Origin of the sequence: Paracoccus angustae, from assembly GCF_042648745.1 — a bacterium.
In the GTDB taxonomy this organism is placed as follows: Bacteria; Pseudomonadota; Alphaproteobacteria; order Rhodobacterales; family Rhodobacteraceae; genus Paracoccus; species Paracoccus angustae.
The window spans coordinates 1-21,896 of the sequence record NZ_JBHRXY010000018.1 but is presented as its reverse complement, the minus strand read 5'-3'; the positions used below and the strand labels follow the sequence as shown (position 1 = coordinate 21,896).

The 21,896-nt window shown below is 66.0% G+C and carries 22 protein-coding genes; 14 read left to right on the top strand and 8 right to left on the bottom strand.

Translation table 11 applies throughout. The features are described from left to right. Window positions 1-74: 74 nt before the first annotated feature. The 5 genes from ACFOM8_RS16460 to ACFOM8_RS16440 are packed head-to-tail and all read right to left on the bottom strand — an operon-like array spanning window position 75 to window position 6,502. Entirely contained in the window at window positions 75-1,526 is a 1,452-nt protein-coding gene (locus ACFOM8_RS16460) for an NAD-dependent succinate-semialdehyde dehydrogenase (RefSeq protein WP_377763151.1), read from the bottom strand. Window positions 1,527-1,547: 21 nt separating this feature from the next. Then, window positions 1,548-2,744: a dihydrolipoamide acetyltransferase family protein gene (locus tag ACFOM8_RS16455; RefSeq protein ID WP_377763149.1), complete on the bottom strand. Its 1,197-nt coding sequence runs from the start codon at window positions 2,742-2,744 to the stop codon at window positions 1,548-1,550. 12 nt (window positions 2,745-2,756) lie between these two features. Next, window positions 2,757-4,940, bottom strand: coding sequence for an alpha-ketoacid dehydrogenase subunit alpha/beta (locus tag ACFOM8_RS16450; protein WP_377763147.1), 2,184 nt, complete (start codon window positions 4,938-4,940; stop codon window positions 2,757-2,759). 26 nt (window positions 4,941-4,966) lie between these two features. After that, entirely contained in the window at window positions 4,967-5,722 is a 756-nt protein-coding gene (locus ACFOM8_RS16445; RefSeq protein ID WP_377763146.1) for an SDR family NAD(P)-dependent oxidoreductase, read from the bottom strand. A 36-nt stretch (window positions 5,723-5,758) separates the two neighbouring features. Next, on the bottom strand, window positions 5,759-6,502 hold the full coding sequence (locus ACFOM8_RS16440) for an SDR family NAD(P)-dependent oxidoreductase (protein WP_377763144.1): 744 nt from the start codon (window positions 6,500-6,502) through the stop codon (window positions 5,759-5,761). Window positions 6,503-6,790: 288 nt separating this feature from the next. On the opposite strand from ACFOM8_RS16440, the gene ACFOM8_RS16435 reads away from it, so the two are divergent. Further along, on the top strand, window positions 6,791-7,498 hold the full coding sequence (locus tag ACFOM8_RS16435; protein ID WP_377763142.1) for a FadR/GntR family transcriptional regulator: 708 nt from the start codon (window positions 6,791-6,793) through the stop codon (window positions 7,496-7,498). Between the two features lie 205 nt (window positions 7,499-7,703). Here the strand turns inward: ACFOM8_RS16435 and ACFOM8_RS16430 are convergent, their stop codons facing one another. Then, window positions 7,704-8,027, bottom strand: coding sequence for a hypothetical protein (locus ACFOM8_RS16430; protein ID WP_377763141.1), 324 nt, complete (start codon window positions 8,025-8,027; stop codon window positions 7,704-7,706). Window positions 8,028-8,196: 169 nt separating this feature from the next. Here ACFOM8_RS16430 and ACFOM8_RS16425 point away from each other — a divergent pair, with 169 nt between their 5' ends. The 5 genes from ACFOM8_RS16425 to ACFOM8_RS16405 are packed head-to-tail and all read left to right on the top strand — an operon-like array spanning window position 8,197 to window position 12,794. Then, the gene (locus ACFOM8_RS16425; protein WP_377763140.1) at window positions 8,197-9,399 is read left to right on the top strand and encodes an ABC transporter substrate-binding protein; all 1,203 of its coding nucleotides are present in this window, start codon (window positions 8,197-8,199) and stop codon (window positions 9,397-9,399) included. A 21-nt stretch (window positions 9,400-9,420) separates the two neighbouring features. After that, the gene (locus ACFOM8_RS16420) at window positions 9,421-10,182 is read left to right on the top strand and encodes an ABC transporter ATP-binding protein (protein WP_377763138.1); all 762 of its coding nucleotides are present in this window, start codon (window positions 9,421-9,423) and stop codon (window positions 10,180-10,182) included. Further along, complete coding sequence (locus ACFOM8_RS16415; protein ID WP_377763137.1) at window positions 10,179-10,883, top strand: ABC transporter ATP-binding protein; 705 nt, start codon at window positions 10,179-10,181, stop codon at window positions 10,881-10,883. Before ACFOM8_RS16420 ends, ACFOM8_RS16415 begins: the two co-directional genes overlap by 4 nt. Before the next feature lie 2 nt (window positions 10,884-10,885). Continuing rightward, the gene (locus ACFOM8_RS16410; protein WP_377763136.1) at window positions 10,886-11,773 is read left to right on the top strand and encodes a branched-chain amino acid ABC transporter permease; all 888 of its coding nucleotides are present in this window, start codon (window positions 10,886-10,888) and stop codon (window positions 11,771-11,773) included. Then, a complete protein-coding gene (locus tag ACFOM8_RS16405; protein ID WP_377763135.1) occupies window positions 11,766-12,794 on the top strand; it encodes a branched-chain amino acid ABC transporter permease in 1,029 nt (342 codons plus the stop codon). The genes ACFOM8_RS16410 and ACFOM8_RS16405 overlap by 8 nt, the downstream gene beginning before the upstream one ends. Window positions 12,795-13,281: 487 nt before the next feature. On the opposite strand, the gene ACFOM8_RS16400 is transcribed toward ACFOM8_RS16405, so the two are convergent. After that, window positions 13,282-14,367 (bottom strand): VPLPA-CTERM sorting domain-containing protein, encoded by a 1,086-nt coding sequence (locus ACFOM8_RS16400; protein WP_377763134.1) that lies wholly within the window; start codon window positions 14,365-14,367, stop codon window positions 13,282-13,284. 357 nt (window positions 14,368-14,724) lie between these two features. Here ACFOM8_RS16400 and ACFOM8_RS16395 point away from each other — a divergent pair, with 357 nt between their 5' ends. From ACFOM8_RS16395 to ACFOM8_RS16365, 7 genes are all read left to right on the top strand, one after another. Next, window positions 14,725-16,254: a tetratricopeptide repeat protein gene (locus tag ACFOM8_RS16395; protein WP_377763132.1), complete on the top strand. Its 1,530-nt coding sequence runs from the start codon at window positions 14,725-14,727 to the stop codon at window positions 16,252-16,254. A gap of 108 nt (window positions 16,255-16,362) precedes the next feature. Next, entirely contained in the window at window positions 16,363-16,929 is a 567-nt protein-coding gene (locus tag ACFOM8_RS16390) for a hypothetical protein (protein ID WP_377763131.1), read from the top strand. Between the two features lie 117 nt (window positions 16,930-17,046). Further along, window positions 17,047-17,748, top strand: a complete 702-nt coding sequence (gene queC, locus ACFOM8_RS16385; RefSeq protein ID WP_377763129.1) for a 7-cyano-7-deazaguanine synthase QueC — start codon at window positions 17,047-17,049, stop codon at window positions 17,746-17,748. Beyond that, window positions 17,748-18,101 (top strand): 6-carboxytetrahydropterin synthase QueD, encoded by a 354-nt coding sequence (queD, locus tag ACFOM8_RS16380; RefSeq protein WP_377763128.1) that lies wholly within the window; start codon window positions 17,748-17,750, stop codon window positions 18,099-18,101. The genes queC and queD overlap by 1 nt, the downstream gene beginning before the upstream one ends. Then, window positions 18,098-18,805: a 7-carboxy-7-deazaguanine synthase QueE gene (queE, locus tag ACFOM8_RS16375; protein WP_377763126.1), complete on the top strand. Its 708-nt coding sequence runs from the start codon at window positions 18,098-18,100 to the stop codon at window positions 18,803-18,805. Before queD ends, queE begins: the two co-directional genes overlap by 4 nt. 114 nt (window positions 18,806-18,919) lie before the next feature. Next, complete coding sequence (locus ACFOM8_RS16370; protein ID WP_377763196.1) at window positions 18,920-19,882, top strand: aldo/keto reductase; 963 nt, start codon at window positions 18,920-18,922, stop codon at window positions 19,880-19,882. Between the two features lie 519 nt (window positions 19,883-20,401). Continuing rightward, window positions 20,402-20,650: a hypothetical protein gene (locus tag ACFOM8_RS16365; protein WP_377763125.1), complete on the top strand. Its 249-nt coding sequence runs from the start codon at window positions 20,402-20,404 to the stop codon at window positions 20,648-20,650. Here the strand turns inward: ACFOM8_RS16365 and ACFOM8_RS16360 are convergent. Further along, complete coding sequence (locus ACFOM8_RS16360) at window positions 20,611-21,057, bottom strand: hypothetical protein (protein WP_377763123.1); 447 nt, start codon at window positions 21,055-21,057, stop codon at window positions 20,611-20,613. The genes ACFOM8_RS16365 and ACFOM8_RS16360 overlap by 40 nt on opposite strands. A 435-nt stretch (window positions 21,058-21,492) precedes the next feature. Between ACFOM8_RS16360 and ACFOM8_RS16355 the strand changes: the two genes are divergently transcribed. Then, window positions 21,493-21,714, top strand: a complete 222-nt coding sequence (locus ACFOM8_RS16355; RefSeq protein ID WP_377763122.1) for a hypothetical protein — start codon at window positions 21,493-21,495, stop codon at window positions 21,712-21,714. The last annotated feature ends 182 nt before the right edge of the window (window positions 21,715-21,896 follow it).

The following is a 21,896-nucleotide window of genomic DNA, read 5'->3' as shown; positions in this document are numbered from 1 at the left end:
TGTATGCCACAAGGTTTTCAGCCTGCGTCCAGCGGGCGTTGCCCTGCGATCAAAAGGCAGGGGCCGCGTCACCCTCAGGCGATGCCGCCAAGGCAGACGTATTTCAGTTCGATGAAATCATCCATTCCGAAATGCGAGCCTTCGCGGCCCAGGCCGGAAAGCTTGACCCCGCCGAACGGCGCCTCGGCGGTCGAGATCAGGCCTGTATTGACGCCAACCATGCCATAGTCCAGCGCCTCGGACACACGGAAGGCGCGCGCCAGGTCGCGGGCATAGAAATAGGACGCAAGGCCGAACTCCGTGTCATTGGCTTGGGCGATCACCTCATCCTCATGCGCAAAGCGGAACAGTGGCGCGATCGGGCCGAAAGTTTCTTCGCGGGCAATCGCCATGTCGGGCGTCACATCGGTCAGCACGGTTGCCTGAAAGAAGGTGCCGCCTAGCGCATGGGGTTGACCGCCAAGCGCGACCTTCGCGCCTTTCGCCACCGCATCGGCCACATGTTCCTTGACCTTCTCGACCGCAGCTTGGTCGATCAGCGGGCCAAGGTTCACGCCTTGGGCAAAACCGTCCCCGGTCTTCAGCCTGGCCACTGCCGCCGTCAGCTTTTCGGCGAAGGCGTCATAGACGCTGTCCTGCACATAGATGCGGTTTGCGCAAACGCAGGTCTGGCCGTTGTTGCGGAACTTGGCGATCAGCGCGCCTTCGACAGCGGCGTCCAGATCGGCGTCGTCAAAGACGATGAACGGCGCGTTGCCACCCAGCTCCAATCCCAGCTTCTTGATGGACTTGGCGCTTTGGGCGTAAAGTTCGATCCCGATCTCGGTCGAGCCGGTGAAGGTCAGCTTGCGCACCACGGGGTTCGAGGTCATTTCGGCGCCGATCTGCGCGGCCGATCCGGTGATGACGCTGAACAGCCCCGAGGGCAGGCCCGCACGCTCTGCCAGCACCGCCAGCGCGATGGCCGAGAAGGGCGTCTGCGAGGCCGGCTTCAGCACCATTGCGCAGCCGGCGGCAAAGGCCGGGCCGGCCTTTCGGGTGATCATCGCGTTCGGGAAGTTCCAGGGCGTGATCGCCGCGACCACGCCGATGGGCTGCTTCATCACCAGGATGCGCTTGTCGGGCTGGTGTCCGGGGATCGTGTCACCATAAACGCGACGGGCTTCTTCGGCGAACCATTCGATGAAGCTGGCGCCATAGGCGATCTCTCCCACGGCCTCGGGGAAGGGCTTGCCCTGTTCGGCGGTCAGGATGCGGCCCAGATCTTCCTTGTGCCGGATCATCAGGTTGAACCAGCCACGCAGGATGTCGGCACGGTCCTTGGCGGTGCGCCTGGCCCATAGTTTCTGCGCGACCTCGGCAGCGGCGATGGCGCGCGCGGTTTCCGTCTGGCCAAGACGGGGGACATGTCCGATCAGTGCGCCGGTCGAGGGGTTGGTGACTGCGATGCCCGCGCCATTTGCCTCGACCCATTCGCCACCAATCAGTGCCGCCTGCCGAAGCAGGCCGGGGTCTTGCAGTTCCATGTCAGTTCTCCACCAAATGTTTTATATCAGCAGGCTCATCGGGTTTTCGATGTTGTTCTTGAACGCGGCTAGAACCTGCGCCCCAAGCGCCCCGTCCACCGATCGGTGATCGACCGACAGCGTCACCGACATCACATCGGCCAGCACGATCTGGTCGCCGCGCCCGACCGGGCGGCGCAGGGACGCGCCCACGGCCAGGATGCAGCTTTGCGGCGGGTTGATGATCGCCGAGAAGGTCTGAATTCCGTACATCCCCAGGTTCGAGACCGAAAAGCCGCCCCCCTGATATTCCTCGGGGCGCAGCTCGCCCTGATGCGCGCGGGCGGCAAGCGCCTTCATCTCTGCCGAAAGCGTGCCAAGGCTCATCCGGTCGGCGCCGCGCAGGATCGGCGTGATCAGCCCGCCATCCGTCGCCACCGCGACCGAGATGTCGATATCGGACAGTTGCAGGATCTCGTCTCCGTTCCAGATCACGTTGGCGGCGGGCACCTTGCGCAGCGCGCGGGCGGCGGCCTTGATGACGAAATCGTTGATCGAGATGCGCTCGGCCTTGTCGCGGCCCTCGTTAACCTGCGCGCGCAGGGCCAGCAGCGCGTCCAGTTCGCAATCCACCGACAGGTAGAAATGCGGAATCGAGGTTTTCGCCTCGACCAGGCGCCGGGCAATGGTGCGGCGCATGTTCGACAAAGGTCGCGCTTCATGCGGGCCGATACCGGGCGGAACGGCCTGCGGCTGTGGCTGGACTGCGGGGGCAGGCGCCGCAACCGGCGCAGGGGTCGCGGCCAGCAGGCGCTGCACGTCCAGTTTGACGATGCGGCCGCGCGGCCCGCTGCCGGTGACGCCCTGGAGATCCAGTCCCGCCTCGGCCGCCAACCGCCGCGCCAGGGGGGAAGCGGCATGCTTGCGCCCGGTCGACGAAGGGGCGGCTGCCGTTGCAGCAGTCGCAGCACGGGAAGCACCAGCCACGGGAAGTGTTTCGCCATCGGCCAGCACAACCGCGATGACCTGGCCCACATTGGCGCGCTGCCCGTCCGCGATGTCGATGCGGCCTAGGATGCCGTCGGCCTCGGCCTCAAGCTCCATCGTGGCCTTGTCCGTTTCCACCTCGGCAATGGGTTGGCCCCTGCTGATCGGATCGCCCGCGGCGACCAGCCATTTCGCGATAACCGCGTCTTCCATGCCTGCCGAAAGCGAGGGCAGGGTGATGTCGATTGCCATGTCCGTGTTCCCTTATACCAGCGGCAGGCCCTGCCCGGCCATGACGGCGCGGATGCCGGCCTCGATGTCCTGCGGACGGGCGCAGGCTGCGCCTTCCAGCACCTTCGAGATCGAGGGCGAGGCCTCGCCGCCATGCACGCGGGCGATGGGCTGGTCCAGAAAATCAAAGACGCGGCGCTGCAATTCATCCGCAAGGAAACCGCCATAAGAGGTGCCGACAGCGCCCTGTTCGACGATCAGCACATTGTTCGTCTTGCGCACCGAGGCCTCGATCATCTCCCAGTCAAGGCCCGCGCGATCCAGTGACCGCAGGTCGATGATCTCGGCATCGACACCCAGTTCCTCGACCACCTTGCGGGTCTTCTCGACCATGGCCAGATAGGTCAGGATCGTCAGCTTGCCGCCTTCACGCACCATCCGCGCCCTGCCCAGCGGAATGCAGTAATCAAGGTCTTCCGCGGGCGCCGCACCCTTGGAATTGTAAAGATCGACATGTTCGATCACCAGCACCGGGTCGTCGCAGCGCAGCGCCGAGTTCATCAGCCCGACATAGTCGAAGGGCGTTGCAGGCGCGACGATCCGCCAGCCGGGCGCGGTCGCAAAGATCCCCGCCGGGTCCATCGAATGCTGCGAGCCATAGCCCGTTCCCATGGCGACCTTGGTGCGCAGCACCAGCGGCATCGCGCTTTCGCCACCGAACATGTGGCGGAACTTGCCGATCTGGTTGAAGACCTGATCGGCTGCGACCCACATGAAATCGGGATACATGAATTCGATCACCGGGCGCACGCGGCCATCGGCAGCCATTCCGGCGGCAAGGCCGGTGAAGGCGTTCTCGGAGATGGGCGTGCCAAGGCAGCGGTCAGGAAAGCGTGCCGACAGGCCTCGCGTCGCGCCATTGGTGCCGCCTTTCAGGCGATGCACATCCTCGCCCATAACGACGATGCGGTCGTCCTCGGCCATGCGGCGTTCCATGACATCGGCCACCACGTCGATGAACTTCGCATCCTCGGTCATTGCGCCGGTGAAACTTGCCTGTTCCGCGTAACGTGCGCCCGTCATCTCGGACAGATCGCCGCGCAGGCCGTGGTCGCGGAAGCTTTCCTCGGGCCAGAGGGCGGGAAGGATGCGCTTCTTGCCATCGACCTTCTCGATCATGGTCGCGGCGATCTCCTCCATCATCTGCTGGCAGTTGGCGCGCAGCCGCGTCACCGCATCCTCGCCGATGATCTGGCGCTGCTGAAGGTCGCGGGCCATGGCGTCCAGCGGGTCACGACCCCGCCATTCGGCCTCTTCCTCCTTGCTGCGGTAGCCGAAGGCAGAACCGGGCAGCGGCCCGTTCTGGTGGAAGAAGCGGTAAAGATCGGCCTCGATGATGGTCGGGCCGTTGCCTGCGCGCATGATCTCGTTCGCCCGCTGCGCGGCCAGATGGACCGACAAGGCATCCATCCCGTCAACCTTGAACGACGGGATGCCGAAGGCCAGGCCGCGCGCGGACAGGCGCGTCTCGGCCGTCACCTCCTCGACATTGGTGGAAACAGCGTAACGGTTGTTTTCGATGAAAAAGCAGATCGGCAGCTTCCATGTGGCGGCCAGGTTCATCGTTTCGAGAACCGAGCCGATGTTGACCGCGCCGTCGCCGAAATAGGTATAGACCACGTTGCCCGTACCCGCCCGCTTGTGCGCCCAGGCGGCGCCCGCCGCCATCGGCACGCCGCCGCCCACGATGGCGTTGGTGCCAAGGTTGCCGCTGTCTGCCCAACGCAGGTGCATCGAGCCGCCGCGCCCCTTGCAGAACCCGTCCGACAGGCCCAGAATCTCGGCCAGCGTCCGGCTGGCCAGTGCGCGCAGGTCATCGCCAAAGGGTTTCGTGGGGTCGATTTCGGCGCTGACATAGGCCAGCGCCTTTGCCAGGAACTGGTGATGCGCCCGGTGCGAGCCGTTGACCTGATCGGTCGGCCGCATGGCAAGCGCAGACCCGACTGCGCCGCCCTCCTGGCCGATGGCGGAATGCGCGGGGCCATGCACCAGCCCCTGTCCTGCAAGCTCCAGCACCTTTTCCTCGAAGGCGCGGATCAGGTGCATCTGGGCCAGCATGGTCAGGCCCGTTCCAGGATCCAGCGCGGCGCGATCCTCGGGCGTGGCGGTGATCTCATGCCAAGGGGCGGCGGGGGTCAGGTCGGTCAGGATGGGCATGTCGTGGGTCCGGGATTGGAAGGGGATCAGGCGGCCAGAAAGCCGCCATCAACCGGCAGCACGGCGCCGGTAATGAAACTGGCCATGTCCGAGGCCAGGAAGACGACTGGATCGACGATCTCGCGCGTTTCGCCGATGCGCTTCATCATCACGCGGTTCATGAACCAGTCCGCGCCGCCGGGGCGGTTGAGTTGCGCCACGGCCATCTCGCTCATCATGATGCCGGGGGCGACGGCGTTGACGCGCACGCCATGCGGCGCCAGATCGCGCGCCATCACCTGGGTCAGCGAACGCACCGCGCCTTTCGAGACGACATATCCGGCGGTCGAGCCACCCGCGACAAAGCCCGCGACCGAGGATAGGTGCACCACATTGCCCTTTTTCTCGATCAGCGCGGGCACCAAGGCCTGCGAGGTATTGAACGTGCCTTCAAGGTTCACGCCGATCACCCTGTCCCAGACCTCGGTCACGGTTGGATCGTCAAAGCTGGCGCGCCCGGCAACGCCGGCGTTGTTGACCAGAACGTCAAGTCCGCCGTGGTCTTGCATGATGCGCGCGGCCAGGGCGGCGGTGGCGTCGCGGTCGGTGACATCCAGAACCACGGCCCTGGCGTCATGACCCTCGGCGCGCAGGGCTTCGACCTCGGCAACGATCCCGTCGGGGTTCAGGTCGGCCAGGATGACTGCCGCGCCCGCCTGCGCCATTCCGCGCGCGATCGCCGCCCCAAGGCCGCGTCCCGCGCCGGTCACCAGCACGAGCCTGTCTTTCAGCAATCCCGACATGGATTTATCCTTTTGGTTCAAGCCCGGCTGCGTGGCCTAGAGCATGTAGATGCCGCCGTTCACGTGGACCGTCTCGCCGGTGATGAACGAGGCCGCGTCCGAGCAGAGGAAGGCCACGACCCGCGCGACCTCGGCCGGGTGGCCCAGCCGTGCCAGCGGGGTCTGGGCGATGGAACTGTCGGCGCGGGTCTGCAGCAGCTCGCGCGTCATGGGTGTTTCGACGATGCCGGGGGCGACGGCGTTGACCCGTGTGCGCGGCCCAAGCTCGCGCGCAAGGCTTCGCGTCAACGAGGTCAGCGCCCCTTTCGAGGCCGAGTAATGCGCATTGGTGAATGCCCCGCGATGTCCAGCCAGAGAGGTCAGGTTGACGATGGCCGAACGCTCGCTCAATGCACCCTGCACCCGGCCAAGGAGATAGAACACCCCGTCCAGGTTGATCGACAGCGTCCGTCGCCATTGGTCATCGGTCATCTTTGCAAAGGGTTCGGCCAGATAGATCCCCGCCGAGGGCACGACATAGTCCACTGCCCCAAATGCCGCGACCGCCGCATCGACCAGCGCCTGTACCGAGGCCGGATCGGCCACATTCAGCCCCTGGACATGCTTGCCGCCTGTCCCGCCAAGATTGGCCGCGAAGCCAGCCAGCCCGGGCAGGTCACGGTCGGCCAGGACCAGATTGGCATTCGCATGGGCGAACAGCGTCGCAATCTCGCGGCCGATGCCGCCATTTGCGCCTGTCAGCAGCAGGGTCGTGCCTGCGAAATCGAATGTTATCTGCACGTTGGCTTGCCTTGCGTCGAAAGGTCCAGGCACGCCGACAAGGCTTGAGAAAACATGCTTCACCTCCATCGGCATGCGCATTCATGTGGCGACAGTTCCATGAATTGGTCTGGACAGTCAATAATGTTATTTGTTATAACAAACAAGTCTTGTTAAGAGGAAGCGTAGAAGACCAAACAATTCCTGGACTGAGAATGGCCATGCACGATATAAGTGGTCAGACCGATTGTTATATTCTGATGCGCTGTGCCTTGGCACCTAGAGGGGATTGCACTGGACAAGGATGCGGTGAAGCGGCAGGCTCGCGATCTGCCCGATGATCTGGCGGCCCGTCTGGCAGCACGGGTACGGACGGGCGAGTTCGCGCCGGGCGCGCGGTTGCCCAGCGAACGCGACCTCAGCGCGGAGTATGCCGTTTCACGGCCTGTTGTCCGCGAGGCGATGTCGCATCTGAAAGCGGCTGGTCTGGTCGAGGCACGGGCCGGATCGGGCGTCTATGTAACCGCGAATGTCGAGGCCAGGGCTTTCCGCCTGCATCCTGTCGATCTTGAACAGGACGCATCGCTGTCGCAGGTGATGGAGCTTCTGATGGCGATCGAGGTTGCGGCTGCCCGCAGTGCCGCGATCCATCGGACCGAGACCGATCTCAAGCATATCCGGCGTGAACTTCTGGGCATGGAATATGCCATCGCCAGCGATCGGCTGGGGGATGAAGAAGACTTCGCCTTTCACCAGGCGATTGTCGCGGCCACGCACAATCCCTATTTCGTGTCGCTGTGCAGCCACCTCGAATACGGCGCGCGCCGCGTCATCCGGGCCGCGCGCAGCAACACGCGCTGCCATATGTCCGGAATGCAGGATGCGGTGCAAAGCGAACACCGCGCCATCTATGACGCGATTGCCGCAAGCGATGCCGAGGGCGCGGCCCGCGCTGCGGGGGTGCATCTGCAAAAGGCGGTGAAGCGATTGCAGAAGGATCGCGACATCGGAGCGTGATCAGCGCCATCCAAGTCTTTGGGCGACATTTGTCAAAGTCCTTTCCATAACGAGGCCTCATCGTCTGTCCTCCGTCCAATGCTCTGGCACAAGCATCCGACGATGATCACGGGTTGAAAAGAACCGCGATCGAGAACATGGCTCAGGCGTTTGGCAGTGCCGCGCCCGCCACGCCGCAGATTTCCGCGGGTGAGGTCGAAAAGTCTCATGCCAAGATCGGCCGGTTGGTTGCGGAACGCAATTTTTTGGCCGCAGCCTCCAGTCTCCTTCTCGGCACTGGAGGCAAAAAGCGGTGCAGCAGGATCACCCCGATCTCAGCGTCCGGCGGCAATGCGGCCTGCTGTCGCTGGCGCGCTCCGGCCCTTGTTGCCAGCCACGCGGCGAAAGCGCCGAGAACTTGAAGTTCATCGCCATCATCGACCGGCAGTTCCTCGAGACGCCGTGGCGTGGCGCAATGGCACACGGCGCCACTCATCCATGCCAGAGCGACGGTATGGCCGACTTCGCGCCCAAGCTGTCCGGCCGCCACCCCAGACTGGGTTCGCAAAAAGAAGATAGAAAATTCCTGCTTAAAAGCTTGTTAGATGTTCGAAACCCTTGCATCGTCGGCATGCGGGCGCGGGGCAGGAGACGCCCTGTCGTGGAACGGTCAGTTCGCCGGAAACCGTCCGCAGGAGGGAAACGCCTTGGGAGAGAAAATGCATAGGATCCTAGTAGCGGCCACCGCGGTTGGCCTTTTCACAATGCCCGCCTCTGCCGAGGTTTCGGACGGCAAGGTCAAGATCGGCATCCTCAACGATCAATCCGGCGTGTATTCCGATTTCGGCGGACAGAATTCCTACGAGGCCGCGCTGATGGCGGTCGAGGATTTCGGCGGCAAGGTGCTGGATGCCCCGATCGAGGTCGTGACTGCCGATCACCAGAACAAGCCGGACATCGCGTCGAACATCGCGCGTCAGTGGTACGACAACGAGCAGGTCGACTCCATCATGGAACTGACGACCTCGTCGGTCGGTCTGGCGGTCCAGGCGCTGAGCGTGGATGAAAAAAAGATCACCATCAACACCGGTGCGGCGACAACCGAACTGACCGGCGCGCAATGTTCGCCTTATGGCTTTCACTGGGCTTACGACACTCATGCCTTGGCCGTCGGCACGGGCGGCGCTTTGGTGCAGGAAGGTGGCGACAGCTGGTTCTTCCTGACCGCCGACTATGCCTTCGGCTACTCGCTGGAGGAAAACACCGGCAACTTCGTCAAGGGGCAGGGCGGCACGGTGGTCGGGTCCGTCCGCCATCCGCTGGCATCGACGGATTTCTCGTCCTTCCTGTTGCAGGCGCAGGCCTCGGGCGCGAAGGTGATCGGCCTGGCAAATGCGGGTGCAGATACCCAGAACTCGATCAAGCAGGCGGCCGAGTTCGGAATCACTCAGGGTGGCCAGAAGCTGGCGGCGCTGCTGTTCACGCTGGCCGACGTGCATGGCCTGGGCGCTGAAGCGGCACAGGGTCTGAACCTGACCGAGAGCTTCTACTGGAAGCGCAATCCGGAAAGCGAGGAATTCGGCCGCCGCTTCCTGGAACGCACGGGGTCCATGCCGAACATGGTCCATGCGGGCACCTATTCCGCCGTCACCTCCTATCTGAAAGCCATCGAGGCTGCCGGAACGGATGAAACCGAAGCCGTCGCCGCCAAGCTGCACGAATTGCCGGTGAACGACGTCTTCGCCCAGGACGGCAAGGTCGGCGCCAACGGCCGGCTGATCAAGGACGTCTACCTGATGGAGGTGAAGGCCCCCGCCGACATCACCGAAGAGTGGGATTACTACAACGTTCTTGCGACCATTCCGGGCAGCGAAGCCTTCATGGATCCGGCCGAAAGCGGCTGCCCGCTGGTCACGCAATAAGCCATGACCGTTGCGCCTGCCATGACGCAAACCGAGCCGCGGGTGGTGCTTTCCGCCCGCGGCCTCGGCAAGGATTTCGCCGGCTTCACCGCCGTCAACGATGTCGATCTGGATGTGGAACACGCCCGCATCCACGCGCTGATCGGCCCGAACGGCGCGGGCAAGACCACGGTCTTCAACCTGCTGACCAAGTTCCTGCAACCCACGCGCGGCACCATCACCCTGCTGGGCCAGGACATCACCCGGACCAAGCCCGACAAGGTGGCGCGCATGGGGCTGGTGCGGTCCTTCCAGATCTCGGCCGTGTTTCCGCATCTGACGGTGCGCGAAAACGTCAAGGTCGCCTTGCAGCGTCCGGCGGGGCTGGCGGTTCAGTTCTGGAAGCCCTTGTCGTCGCTGGACCGGCTGAACGGGCGCGCGGACCAGTTGATCGACGACCTCGGCCTGACGCCGTATCGCGATCACCGCGCCGCCGACCTGTCCTATGGCCGCAAGCGCGTGCTGGAGATCGCCACGACGCTGGCGCTGGATCCCCAGGTGCTGCTGTTGGACGAACCGATGGCGGGCATGGGCCAGGAAGACGTGCGCATGGTGGCCGAGATCATCCGCGATGTCGCGCAAACCCGCGCCGTGCTGATGGTCGAGCATAACCTGAACGTGGTCGCCGACATCTGCCACCACGTCACCGTGCTGCAACGGGGCGAGATCATCGCGACGGGCGACTATGCTACCGTGTCCGCGGATCCCCGTGTCCGCAGCGCCTACATGGGAACCGAAGCATGACGGCCCCGCTTCTGGAAACCGCCGGGCTTCAGGCCTGGTACGGCGAAAGCCACGTGCTGCACGGCGTCGATCTGCACGTCAACGAAGGCGAGACGATCTGCATCCTGGGCCGCAACGGCATGGGCAAGACGACGACCCTGCGCACGATCATGGGCATCCTGCGCAAGCGCACGGGCCGCATCACCTTCGCGGGCCAGGACATGATGTCGGTGCCCCTGCACAAGACCGCCCGCGCGGGCCTGGGCTTCGTTCCCGAGGAACGGGGCATCTTCGCCACCCTGTCGGTCGAGGAAAATCTGATGCTGCCCCCCAAGGTCGCCGACGGCGGCATGTCGGTGGCCGAGATATACGACCTGTTCCCGAACCTGCTAGAACGCCGCAACAGCCCCGGCACGAAGCTGTCGGGGGGCGAGCAGCAGATGCTGGCCATGGCGCGCATCCTGCGCACCGGGGCGCGGTGCCTTTTGCTGGACGAGCCGACCGAAGGGCTGGCCCCGGTCATCATCAACGCCATCGGCGACGTGCTGAGGCAGTTGAAACAACGCGGCATGACGGTGGTGCTGGTGGAACAGAACTTCCGCTTCGCCGCCAAGGTCGCGGACCGCTTCTATCTGATGGACCATGGAACGATGACCGCCGAATTTCCCGTGTCGGACCTGCCAAACCGAATGGACCTGCTGCATCGGGAATTGGGGGTGTAACCATGACCATGATCTTCGGCATTCCCGTCGCCGCGCTGATGGGCCAGTTGCTGGTCGGCCTGATCAACGGATCGTTCTATGCGCTGCTGTCGCTGGGCCTTGCGGTCATCTTCGGCCTGCTGCGCGTGATCAACTTCGCCCATGGCGCGCAGTACATGCTGGGCGCCTTCACGGCGCTGCTGCTGCTGACCGAGGGCGGCGTCAACTACTGGCTGGCGCTGATCCTGGCGCCGCTGATCGTCGGCCTGTTCGGCGCCATCATCGAACGGACCATGCTGTCGCGGCTCTACAAGCTGGACCACCTGTACGGGCTGCTGTTCACCTTCGGCCTGGCGCTCGCCATCGAGGGGACGTTCCGGTATTACTACGGCGCCTCGGGGATGCCCTATGCGGCGCCCGCCGCGCTGACGGGGGCGGTCAACCTGGGCTTCATGTTCCTGCCGATCTATCGCGGTTGGGTGGTCGTGGCCTCGCTGATCGTTTGCCTGGGCGTCTGGTTCCTGATCGAAAAGACCAAGCTGGGCTCCTACCTGCGCGCGGCCACGGAAAATCCGGTGCTGGTGCAAAGCTTCGGCGTCAACGTGCCCTTGCTGCTGACCCTGACCTATGCGCTTGGCGCCGGGCTTGCGGCCTTCGCGGGCGTGCTGGCGGCGCCCGTCTATCAGGTCAGCCCGCTGATGGGGTCGAACCTGATCATCATCGTCTTCGCCGTGGTCGTGGTCGGCGGCATGGGGTCCATCCTGGGGGCGATCGTCACCGGCTACATGCTGGGTGTGGTCGAGGGGCTGACCAAGGTCTTCTACCCCGAGGCCTCCAACATCGTGATCTTCGTCATCATGGCGATCGTCCTGATCCTCCGGCCTGCGGGCCTTTTCGGAAAGGATGCCTGACATGGCCCGAGAAATTGCGGGGGGCAAATCCGAACCCGTTCCCGCCGAACACGTCGCGATCCACCCCAGGGCCGGAACGGTCCAGCTGGCGCTGCTGGCGGTGATCGCCGCGGCGCTGCTGCTGGCGCCGCAGTTCCTGTATCCCATCTTCCTGATGAAGCTGCTGGCCTTCGGGCTTTTCGCGGCGGCCTTCAACCTGCTTCTGGGCTACACGGGTCTTCTGTCCTTCGGCCATGCAACCTTCTTCGGCGGGGCGGCCTATTTCACCGCCCATGCCGTCAAGGTCTGGGGTTGGTCGCCCGAGGCCGGGATCGGGTTGGGCGTTCTGGGCGCCGCCGCCCTGGGTCTGGTGATGGGCGCCGTCGCCATCCGCCGCCAGGGCATCTACTTTGCGATGATCACCTTGGCCTTGTCGCAGATGTTCTTCTTCTTTTGCCTGCAAGCGGGCTTCACCCAAGGCGAGGACGGCATCCAGTCGGTCCCGCGAGGCACGTTGTTCGGCGTCTTCGATCTGTCCGACACGATGACGATGTACTATTTCGTGCTGGCGGTGTTCATCATTGGCCTGCTGATCATCTGGCGCTTCGTCAATTCGCCCTTCGGCATGATCCTGAAGTCGATCCGCGAGAACGAGCAGAGGGCGGTTTCGCTTGGTTACTCGGTCAGCCGCTACAAGCTGGGGGCCTTCGTGATGTCGGCTGCGCTTGCCGGTCTGGCGGGCGGCGTCAAGGCGCTGATCTTCCAGTTCGCGACGCTGACCGACGTGGCCTGGCAGATGTCGGGCGAGGTGATCCTGATGACCCTTCTGGGCGGCATCGGCACGCTGGCTGGCCCCGTCGTGGGCGCGGGGCTGGTGGTGACGTTGCAGAACTATCTCGCCACCTCGGACTTTCCGGTCACCATCATCACCGGCGTCGTCTTCATGGTCTGCGTGCTGGTGTTCCGGCGCGGGCTGATCGGGGAACTTCTCGAGAGTTCATTCGGCCGCCGCTTCTTTGCAAGCCGCCGAACTCGTGAGTGACGGCATCTGACAGGATCATCTGATCTGGTCTAGACAGATGCGCCGCAGACAACGGATCAGCATCATTCTTGCATTTTCAGGTCGCTTGCAGCGGCCGCTGATACGGAGGTCGCTACGAAGTTCACGGTGATGCGCGGCCTGCCATGGCCGCCCAGGCTCGGGCGGTGCTGATCGCGGAATGGGCCAGGGCCGCCGTGCTGCGCCGCTGTCGCCGCAAAGGCAGCCGGTGCCGCTAAGAACCGCATCTCGCGTGAACTCGCCACCGTGGGCCGTTGCCACTTCCAGTATCGGTCCTGGCAAGCATTGCGTATCTGCCTGGCCAGGATCGTGATCGGCGCCCGATCTGCAACATCAGGTCCGACCGGTCGGACAAGGCGTGGAGATGGTGGCATTCCGCCGAAGCCATGCACAAACGCCTGGACACTCTTGTCCAGGCGTCTGGTGTTGTCAGGTGCGGGGCGACCCGGCAGGGGGGGCGCCGTGACCGTCAGGCGGACTTGCGGCGGCGGGCTAGCGTGCCCATGCCCGCGACGCCGGCCATCAGCATCCATCCCGCCGCGGGCAGCGGAATCGGGGCCACGTCGGCGCCGGAGAAGCGGTCGGCCTCGCTGGCGACGATGCCGCCGTCCACCAGGGCAAAGGTGTCGAACACCGACGTGCCATCGGCGTTGCGCGTGAAGGTCACGTCGAAGGTGAAGGTCCGATCGGTCGAGCGGTCATAGTCCCCCACCGCCGAATCGCCGATGCAGGAACCGATGTCCGCGCCTGTGCAGATGGCCGAAACGTCGATCAACGGATCGCCGCCGTCCAGATCGCCCACGGTCACCGTCTCGTATTCGGCGAAGCCCGCGACGATGCCCGCCGTCACGTCGGCTACGATCGAGCCCGGAGTGGCCGAGCTTGCAAAGGTGATCGCGCCCAGTTCGGTCATGTCGGTCGTGAAAGCGCCGCCGCCGAAATCAAGCGACACGAGCTGGATGCCTTCCGCCGCCAGCGCCGCGATCACGTCGGCATCAGGCGAGCCCTTGGACGAGGCGTCCGAAAAGGCGAAGATGAAGCGGTTGGAACCCGGCCGCCAGGACGCGTTCTCGGCCACCAGTTCGATGGCGGTGTTGGCCGATTCGGGGAAGTCGCCGCCGCCGTCCGGCACGTTCAGCGTGACGTTGTTGATCGCGCCGATGACGTTGGCCGTGGTCGTGGTCACGTCCTGGTTGATGACGCTGCCCGGGGGCGCGATCACCGAGGGCAGGGCGGCCCCTTCGGAAAAGACCCCCACGCCGCCGGCCACGCCGGCGCCGAATTCCGTCGCGATGGTCGAGAAGATGTCCCCGGCGGCCGACTTGGCCGCATTGATGACGCCGCCCATCGATCCCGACGTGTCGATCAGGAAATAAGCGTCGATCAGGGCATCCGACGGGCCGCCGGCGGAAATCGTCACCGTTTTGGTGATGGTGACGCTTTCCCCGACGGCCAGGTCGGCCGAAAAGCTGTCGGGCGAGATGCTGTCGGCAAGCGCCCCGCCTGCAAGGAACCCAAGTGCTGCAAAGCTCAGGGCCGCAAGTTTGAGAGACATTGGCATTCTCCTGAAACGCGGTTTCTGTCGTCGATCACAGGCTTCGCCTGCCCATATCTCGCGTCCCCGAGGGTCTTGCCGCTAATAAGCGCATCTATATGCCGCAAGCATTATCGCTTTTCACAAACATAAAAAAACGCATACCGGACATCCAAGGAATCGCGATCACGAATACATTATCACAATGTTAACTGTCATGCACTGTCATATTATCTATGTTGTTGTGATTGCAACGCTTCCTTGAATCACAACCGATCGGGGAAGCAGGCTTTCTTGGCCTGCCATTATCTCCATCAATATTGACAAGCCAAGCCCCGCCCCTCTACCATGATTTCAGCCGAAAGGAGTGGCCTGGAAATGCGCCGTCGCTTCTGGATTCGCGGGTCTGCCGCCCTTTTGCTGGGATTGTCCCTTGTTTCGCCCGCCTTCTCGCGCACGCTTGACCTTGGGGATCTCGCCGCGCCGCGATCGGACGCCGCGCCCGATGGCCCGGTTCTGCCCCATGCCAGCCCCGCCCTGGGTCCGGCCGGAGAGCGCGATTTCCGAACGGCGCTGAGGTCCTTCATGGCCAACGATTTCGCGGCTGCCGAACGGCTTTCGCGCGGCCTGACGCAATCGGCGCCCGAGGCGCCGGAGGGCTGGTACCTGCTGGGCATGGCGCTGGCCAACCTGGACCGGCGCGAGCAGGCGGTCGAGGCGATGGACCGTGCGGCCCGCCTTTACAAGGCGAATGCGGCTCCGCTTGTGATCAAGGGCGACCTGCTGCTGTCGCTTGGCCGGCGCGACGAGGCCGGGGCCGCCTGGCAGGCCGCGGTCGGTGTGGATCCGGCGAACTGGCGCGCCCAGGAACGGATGGCGGCCTTTCTGGAAAGCCGCGGCGACCGGGACGGGGCGATCCGCCACTATGAACAGGCCCTGTCGGCGACCGACGCCGCCCGCATTTATCCCAGGTTGCAGGCGGCGCGCCTGCATCTGCTCGCGGGCAATCCGGCGCGCACCGAGGCCCTTCTGGAGGATCTCGCCCGGCCCGCCGACGCGCCGTCGCTGGCGCTGGACTATCTTGCCCGCGCAAAGGTCGGGCTGGACAAGCTGGACCAGGGCAAGGCCCTGTTCGACCGGCTGATCGCCCGGTCCGAGAATGTCCGTCCCGTTCTGGCCCGCGCCCGCCTGGCCGTGGCCGAACAGAACCTGGCCGAGGCGGAGGCGGTGCTGGAAAAGGCCGCCACGCGTTTTCCCGACGATCCGGCGCTGTTGCTGGAACAGGGCCGGGTGCTGGGGGCGATGGGCCGGTATGATCGCGCCCTTGCGGCCTTTGCCCAGGGTCTGTCCGCCGCCCCCCAGGATCCCGCGCTTTTGCGCGCGGCCAGTCTTGCCGCCGCGCGGCTCGGGCAGGATGCCGCGGCACTTGGCCATGCGCGCGCCGCAGCCGGTCTGCCCGGGGCGACGCCCGATGACCGGATCCGCCTGGCCTCGCTTCTGGAACGGACCGATGAGCGCGCTGAGGCGGCGGCCCTTTACCGCGAGGTGCTGGCGGACGACCCCCGGAACTGGCTGGCGCTCAACAACCTGGCCCATCTGCTGACGGAAACCGCCCCGGACGAGGCCGTTTCCCTGGCCGAACGTGCCGTGGCATTGGCCCCGGACGTGCCGACGCTGCGCGACACCCTGGGTTGGGCGCAGCTCAAGGCGGGACGGCTGGACGGGGCCGCCCGCACCTTCGAGGCGATGCGGACCGACGCACCGGAGGCTGCCCTGCCGGCCTATCGCCTGGGCCTGGTGAGACTGGAACAGGGCAAGGCCTCGGAAGCGCGGTCCCTGCTGCAACAGGCTCTCGCCCTTGACCCCGGCTTCGCCTATGCCGATGACGCCCGCCGGCATCTGCGTTGACCTTTCGACACTGACGGACGACAAGGGCGATCATCCCCGGCCCCTGCCTGCGCGGTGATTTCCCCGCTGGACCGGCCTTTCGCGCGGAGCGAAGATGCCCGTCCCGCGTTGATCCCCGCCTGTGCGGGCCGGTCCATCGCCTTGTCGGGCAAGGACGGGACCACCGGCTGGCGGCGCGCGGCCGACGCGGGCAGCCCGCCCCTGTTCGACCGGCTGCTTGTCGGCGTTGACCCCTCGGAGAACGGATCTGTGCGGTGCCGGCGGCATTTCCTGTCCGGCGGCAGCCTGCTTTGCGCGTCCCGTCGGGCCGCGCGAAGCCGGTCCGGGCCGCCGATGGTGCCCCCTCTGGCCTCCATCGACGCGCGCACCGACGGACCGGACCGCGAATTGCGCCAACGGAGCGGCCCGTTCGACCGGAACGATTTCATCATCCGCCAAGGCCCTGGCGCTGAAGCTGCTGCCCTGTTCCCCGGCGGCTGCACGATGGCGGCCTTTCTGCGCATGGGCGCATGGGTGCTTGGGCGCCGGGCCAAGGCGAGGGCGGCACTGGTCCGTATCCCTGAACGGCTGACCGGACGCGGCTTCCGCCGGGGGATGACCTTGGGGGTAGGGGACCGGCCGGGCTATCGCCAGGGCAACCCCGGAAAGGCCGCGCATCCGGCGGGACGCGGCTGAGACCGCCGGCCGGGCCTCGGCGCCGGGACCGCAGGCCGGTTGCACAAGCCGCATTCTGCCGATAGATGCCCGGTCATCCGGTCGCAGCCTACCCGGACACCAAAACAAGGGCCCAACATGAAAACGCTTGTCATCTGCTCGGGCGGACTGGACTCCGTGTCGCTTGCCCATATCGTCGCCGGCCAAGGCCGGCTTTCACGGCTTGTCTCGTTTGACTACGGCCAGCGCCACCGCAAGGAACTGGACTTCGCGGCCGCCGCGGCGCGCCGCCTGGACGTGCCCCATCACCTGATGGACCTGCGGCCGATCGGCGCGGCCTTGGCCGGGTCCGCGCTGACGGACGACATCGCCGTGCCCGACGGCCATTACGCCGAGGACACGATGCGCATCACCGTGGTGCCGAACCGCAATGCGATCATGCTGGCCATCGGCTTCGGCATCGCCGCCGCCCAGGGCGACGAGGCGGTCGCCACGGCGGTCCATGGCGGCGATCACTTCATCTATCCCGATTGCCGCCCCGCCTTCACGCAGGCCTTTGCGGCCATGCAGCGGGCGGCGCTGGACGGCCATGCCGATGTGCGGCTGCATGTGCCCTTTGTCCATCGCACCAAGGCCTGCATCGTGCGCGAGGGTGCCCTTCACGGCACGCCCTTCGCGGAAACCTGGTCCTGCTACAAGGGCGGGGACATCCATTGCGGCCGCTGCGGAACCTGCGTCGAGCGGCGCGAGGCTTTCCACCTTGCCGATGTCGCGGATCCCACCGCCTATGCCGATCCCGGTTATTGGCTGGCCGCGGTCGCAAGCCGGAAGGGCCGCTGATGTTCCGCATCCGCAAGGAATTCCACTTTTCCGCCTCGCATCGGCTGGCCCATCTGCCGCCCGATCACCAATGCGCGCGGCTGCACGGCCACAACTACGTCGTCGTGGTCGAGCTGGCGGCAGAAACGCTGAACCGCGACGGCTTTGTCCGCGATTACCACGATCTGGCGCCGCTCAAGGCCTATATCGACGGCACCTTCGACCACCGGCACCTGGACGAGGTGCTGGGGGTTCCCTCGACCGCCGAGAACATGGCCCGGCATTTCTATGACTGGTGCCGGGCGCGCTGGCCCGAAACCAGCGCCGTCGCGGTCAGCGAGACGCCCAAGACCTGGGCCGAATACCGCCCATGACCCTGCGCATCGCCGAGATTTTCGGACCCACCATCCAGGGCGAGGGGGCGCTGATCGGCCAGCCCACCGTCTTCATCCGCGCGGGCGGCTGCGATTACCGGTGCAGCTGGTGCGATAGCCTGCACGCGGTCGAAAGCCGGTATCGCCGCAGTTGGGCGCCCATGAGCGCCGAAGCGGTCTGGGCCGAGGTGCTTCGCCTGTCAGGCCACCGTCCCCTGACCGTATCGATCAGCGGCGGCAACCCGGCGATCCAGGACTTCGGACCGGTGATCGCGCGCGGTCGGTCCGTGGGCTATCGCTTCGCCTGCGAAACCCAGGGCTCGATCCCGCGGGGCTGGTTTGGGTCGCTGGACACCCTGGTCCTGTCGCCCAAGCCGCCGTCCAGCGGCGAGCGCATGGACTGGGACAGCTTCGCGGCCTGCGTTGCGGCCGGTCCGCCCGCCGGGGGGACGGCGATGAAGATCGTCGTGTTCGACCGCGCCGATTACGACTGGGCCAGGGCCGCCCATGCCCGTCATCCGGGCCTGCCGCTTTACCTGCAACCCGGCAACCCGCAGGTGGACCCCGAAACGCCCGTCGATCCGCAGTCGCTGGCCGACCGGTTGGGCTGGCTGACCGAAACGGCCATGGCCGACGGCTGGTTCGCGCCCCGGATCCTGCCGCAGCTTCATGTGCTGATCTGGGGCAACAAGCGCGGCGTGTGAGCCGGCGTGCGCAAAACGGGCAGGCCGTCCCTTGACGGGTGGGACCGGGTGCGCTTCCTTGCGCGCGGCGCGGCGCGGCGCGGCGCGGCGCGGCGCGGCACGACGGAGGCACGGGTGGAACAAAGACGGCTAGGCGACCGGGGTGTCGGCGCCATCGGTTTCGGCGCGATGAGCTTTGGCGGCATGTTCGGCCCCACGGACGAGGCGACCTCGCTGGCCTGCCTGGATGCGGCGGCGGATGCGGGCATCAGCCATGTCGACACGGCAAACATCTATGGCATGGGCGTGTCGGAACAGGTCATCGGCCGATGGGGCGGCCGGCGGGACATCCACCTGGCCACGAAATGCGGCATCGTCGACGGCCCGCCGCGCAGCGTGCGCAATGACGAACCCTATATCCGCCAATGCCTCGAAGACTCGCTGCGGCGGCTGAAGCGCGATCACGTGGATCTGTACTATATCCACCGCCGCCAGCCCGACATTCCCGTCGAGGATCTGGCTGGGACGATGGGACGGCTGGTGCAGGAAGGCAAGATCGGCGGATACGGCCTGTCCGAGATCGCGCCGTCGACCCTGCGCCGTGCCCATGCCGAACATCCGGTGACGGCGGTGCAGAACGAGTTTTCGCTGTGGACGCGGCTGCCCCAGCTTGGCCTGATCCAGGCCTGCCGCGACCTCGGCGTGGCCTTTGTGGCCTTTTCGCCGCTGGGTCGGGGCATGTTCGGGCGCGCGGCGCTCAGGCGCGACTTTCGCGCGGGCATCGACTTCCGCGACACCAATCCGCGCTTCACCGAGCCGAACTTCTCGGCCAACCTGGCCGCCGTCGCGCCCTTCCGCGATTTCTGCGCCGCGCGGGGCTGGACGGTTCCCGGCGCGGCGCTGGCCTGGGTTCTGGCGCAGGGCGACCATGTCATTCCGATCCCGGGCACGCGGACGGCGGATCACCTGCGCGACTGGCAAGGCGCGGATCCAAGCGCCGCCGACATTGCCGAGATCGAGCGCATCCTTCCCGCGGGCTTCGCCCATGGCGACCGCTACGGCGATCACCAGGTGGCATTCGTGGAACGCTACTGCTGACAACGGGGGATCGTCCCGGCGTCCCGGATAACGGCAGGGCCGAACGCCCCTGCGGCCATGGGATCGGACACGGCAAGGAATTCGCCGCGCCGATGTCCGGGTCCACAGAGCGCCAACCGCTTGCGGGCATTTCCGTTCGGCGCCTCGGTGCCGGGCTGGCGGCACGATCTTCGTCCCGCTGCCGCGATACGGCATCACAAGACGTGGAACCGCAGGCATACCGCCCGGGAAAAGGTCAAGGCGAAGGGGTGAGTGTGGCCGCGCTTGCAGGCGCGCGGGGGCAAGTGGCTGCCGCAACGCGTGCTGGCCGATTGCGCGGGCCGCGCCCCCCGGCTCGGCGCGATCCGGTTGGAATACCGGCTTCATGGGACGGGGGCTTTCTGCCGGTAGGCGTCATCGGCCAGCAGCAGAGAAGCGCGCCCCGGATGCGCCCGGCCCGAGGGTCCGCAGCCTGGAGCCGGAGAACGAAGGCGTGCTGCGGGCGCTGGCCCGTCCGGCGGCGGCGACACGGGGTCAGGCATGATCCGACGCCTGGGCGCAATGGCCGCCGGTCACAAATCCGATGGGCCAGGCGCCGGGACGGGCCTTTACCTGACAGGCGACGGGCTGCGCATCCCGGGCGCGGATGGCGCTGAAGCGGCGGGCGCGCTGGCCGCCAATGCCTGCCTGAACGGTCTGGGCCGCGCCACCCCGACACGCCACCCTGACACTGGCCCGGTTGGAAGCGGTCAGTTCGTCTCGCCCCATGGCGCAGGCGGTGACGGCTGAGCAGATCCGCTTCCTCTCGAATTCGCCGAAAAGGATGGCGGCGGCCTGGTGCACACCGCGGCTGGCGGCTTCGGCGATCCCGTCCGGCGGCGCGGGATTCGACCATGGGGGCAGCTTTTACCAACCCTTTCCTGATCGGTGGCGTCACCGCCGGCAACCCTGTCGTGACCGAGGAAATCCTTGGCCCCGTTGCCACCTTCCAGGTCTGCGACACCGAGGACGAGGGCCTGGCGCTTGCGCATCACGAAATCACAGCCCGCGGCGGGGCGGATCGCTTGTGCGCCATCGTCACGAAGCAGGCGCGGATCGTCACCGAACCACCAAAAACTGTCGGTGCGGGGGTTGGTGCGCGGCGACAGGAACTGACCCATCAGGTGCCCGCCGGTCAGGATCTGGACCCCGTCCAAGCCCGCGTCCTTGCAGTCCCGCGCGGAGCCCGCGACGCGATCGCCCGGCCGGTGTTGTGGCGGTCCATCTCTCGCGGGAAGATGCGGGTCCGGGCGGGTCCAGGGAATGCCGGGCGAGGCTCCGCCCGCCGCCGACATCGCCACCCGCATCATCGCCGAGGACGACTTGCGTTGCCAATCATGACATCTTGCGCCCGAGGTTGTCCTGCCGGTCTGCGCCCCGGCCTGTCTGGCGGAACAGGGGCCGCTGGAGGACCATCCGGCCCGCCATGCGTTTCCAAGGCAGGACGGCGCGCATGGCGACCCTTGGCCCAGGCTCACGGTCTGCCGCCCGGGCGAGGCGGGCGACTGGCATAGCTTTTCGGATGTTTCCGTGGCCTTGCAAGCCGGGGGCGACGGCGGCCTTCTTTCGGGGCGGCCTTGCTTCGGGGCGGCATGATCCCCTTGGTCCTCGCCGCGCCCTTTACCGTCTTTGCCCCCCGCGAGGAGCCGCTGGCGGATTTTTTCGGCATGAGCACCGACCGGGATTTCCACAAGCTGTTCTGGCGGCAGGTGCTGCGCCCGCCTGCGCGGGCTGGAAATCCTGGGCCGCGTGCCCCGTTTCTGCCCGGACGCTTGCAGGAGTGGAGGGCAAGGGGAAAGCCCGCGCCGCGATGATGCGGTGGTCGACGGAACCGCGAGATCACCAGGGACGAGGCATGCCGTGATGCTTCCAGAGCGCGGCCTGCGTCAGGGGCGCGGAATGGTCCCGCACCCCCCCTTGTTCTAGCCCATCACCTTTGCCAGCGCGCCGTCGATGGCGTCGGTGATGGCGTCGATGTCGTTTTCCGTGGCGATCA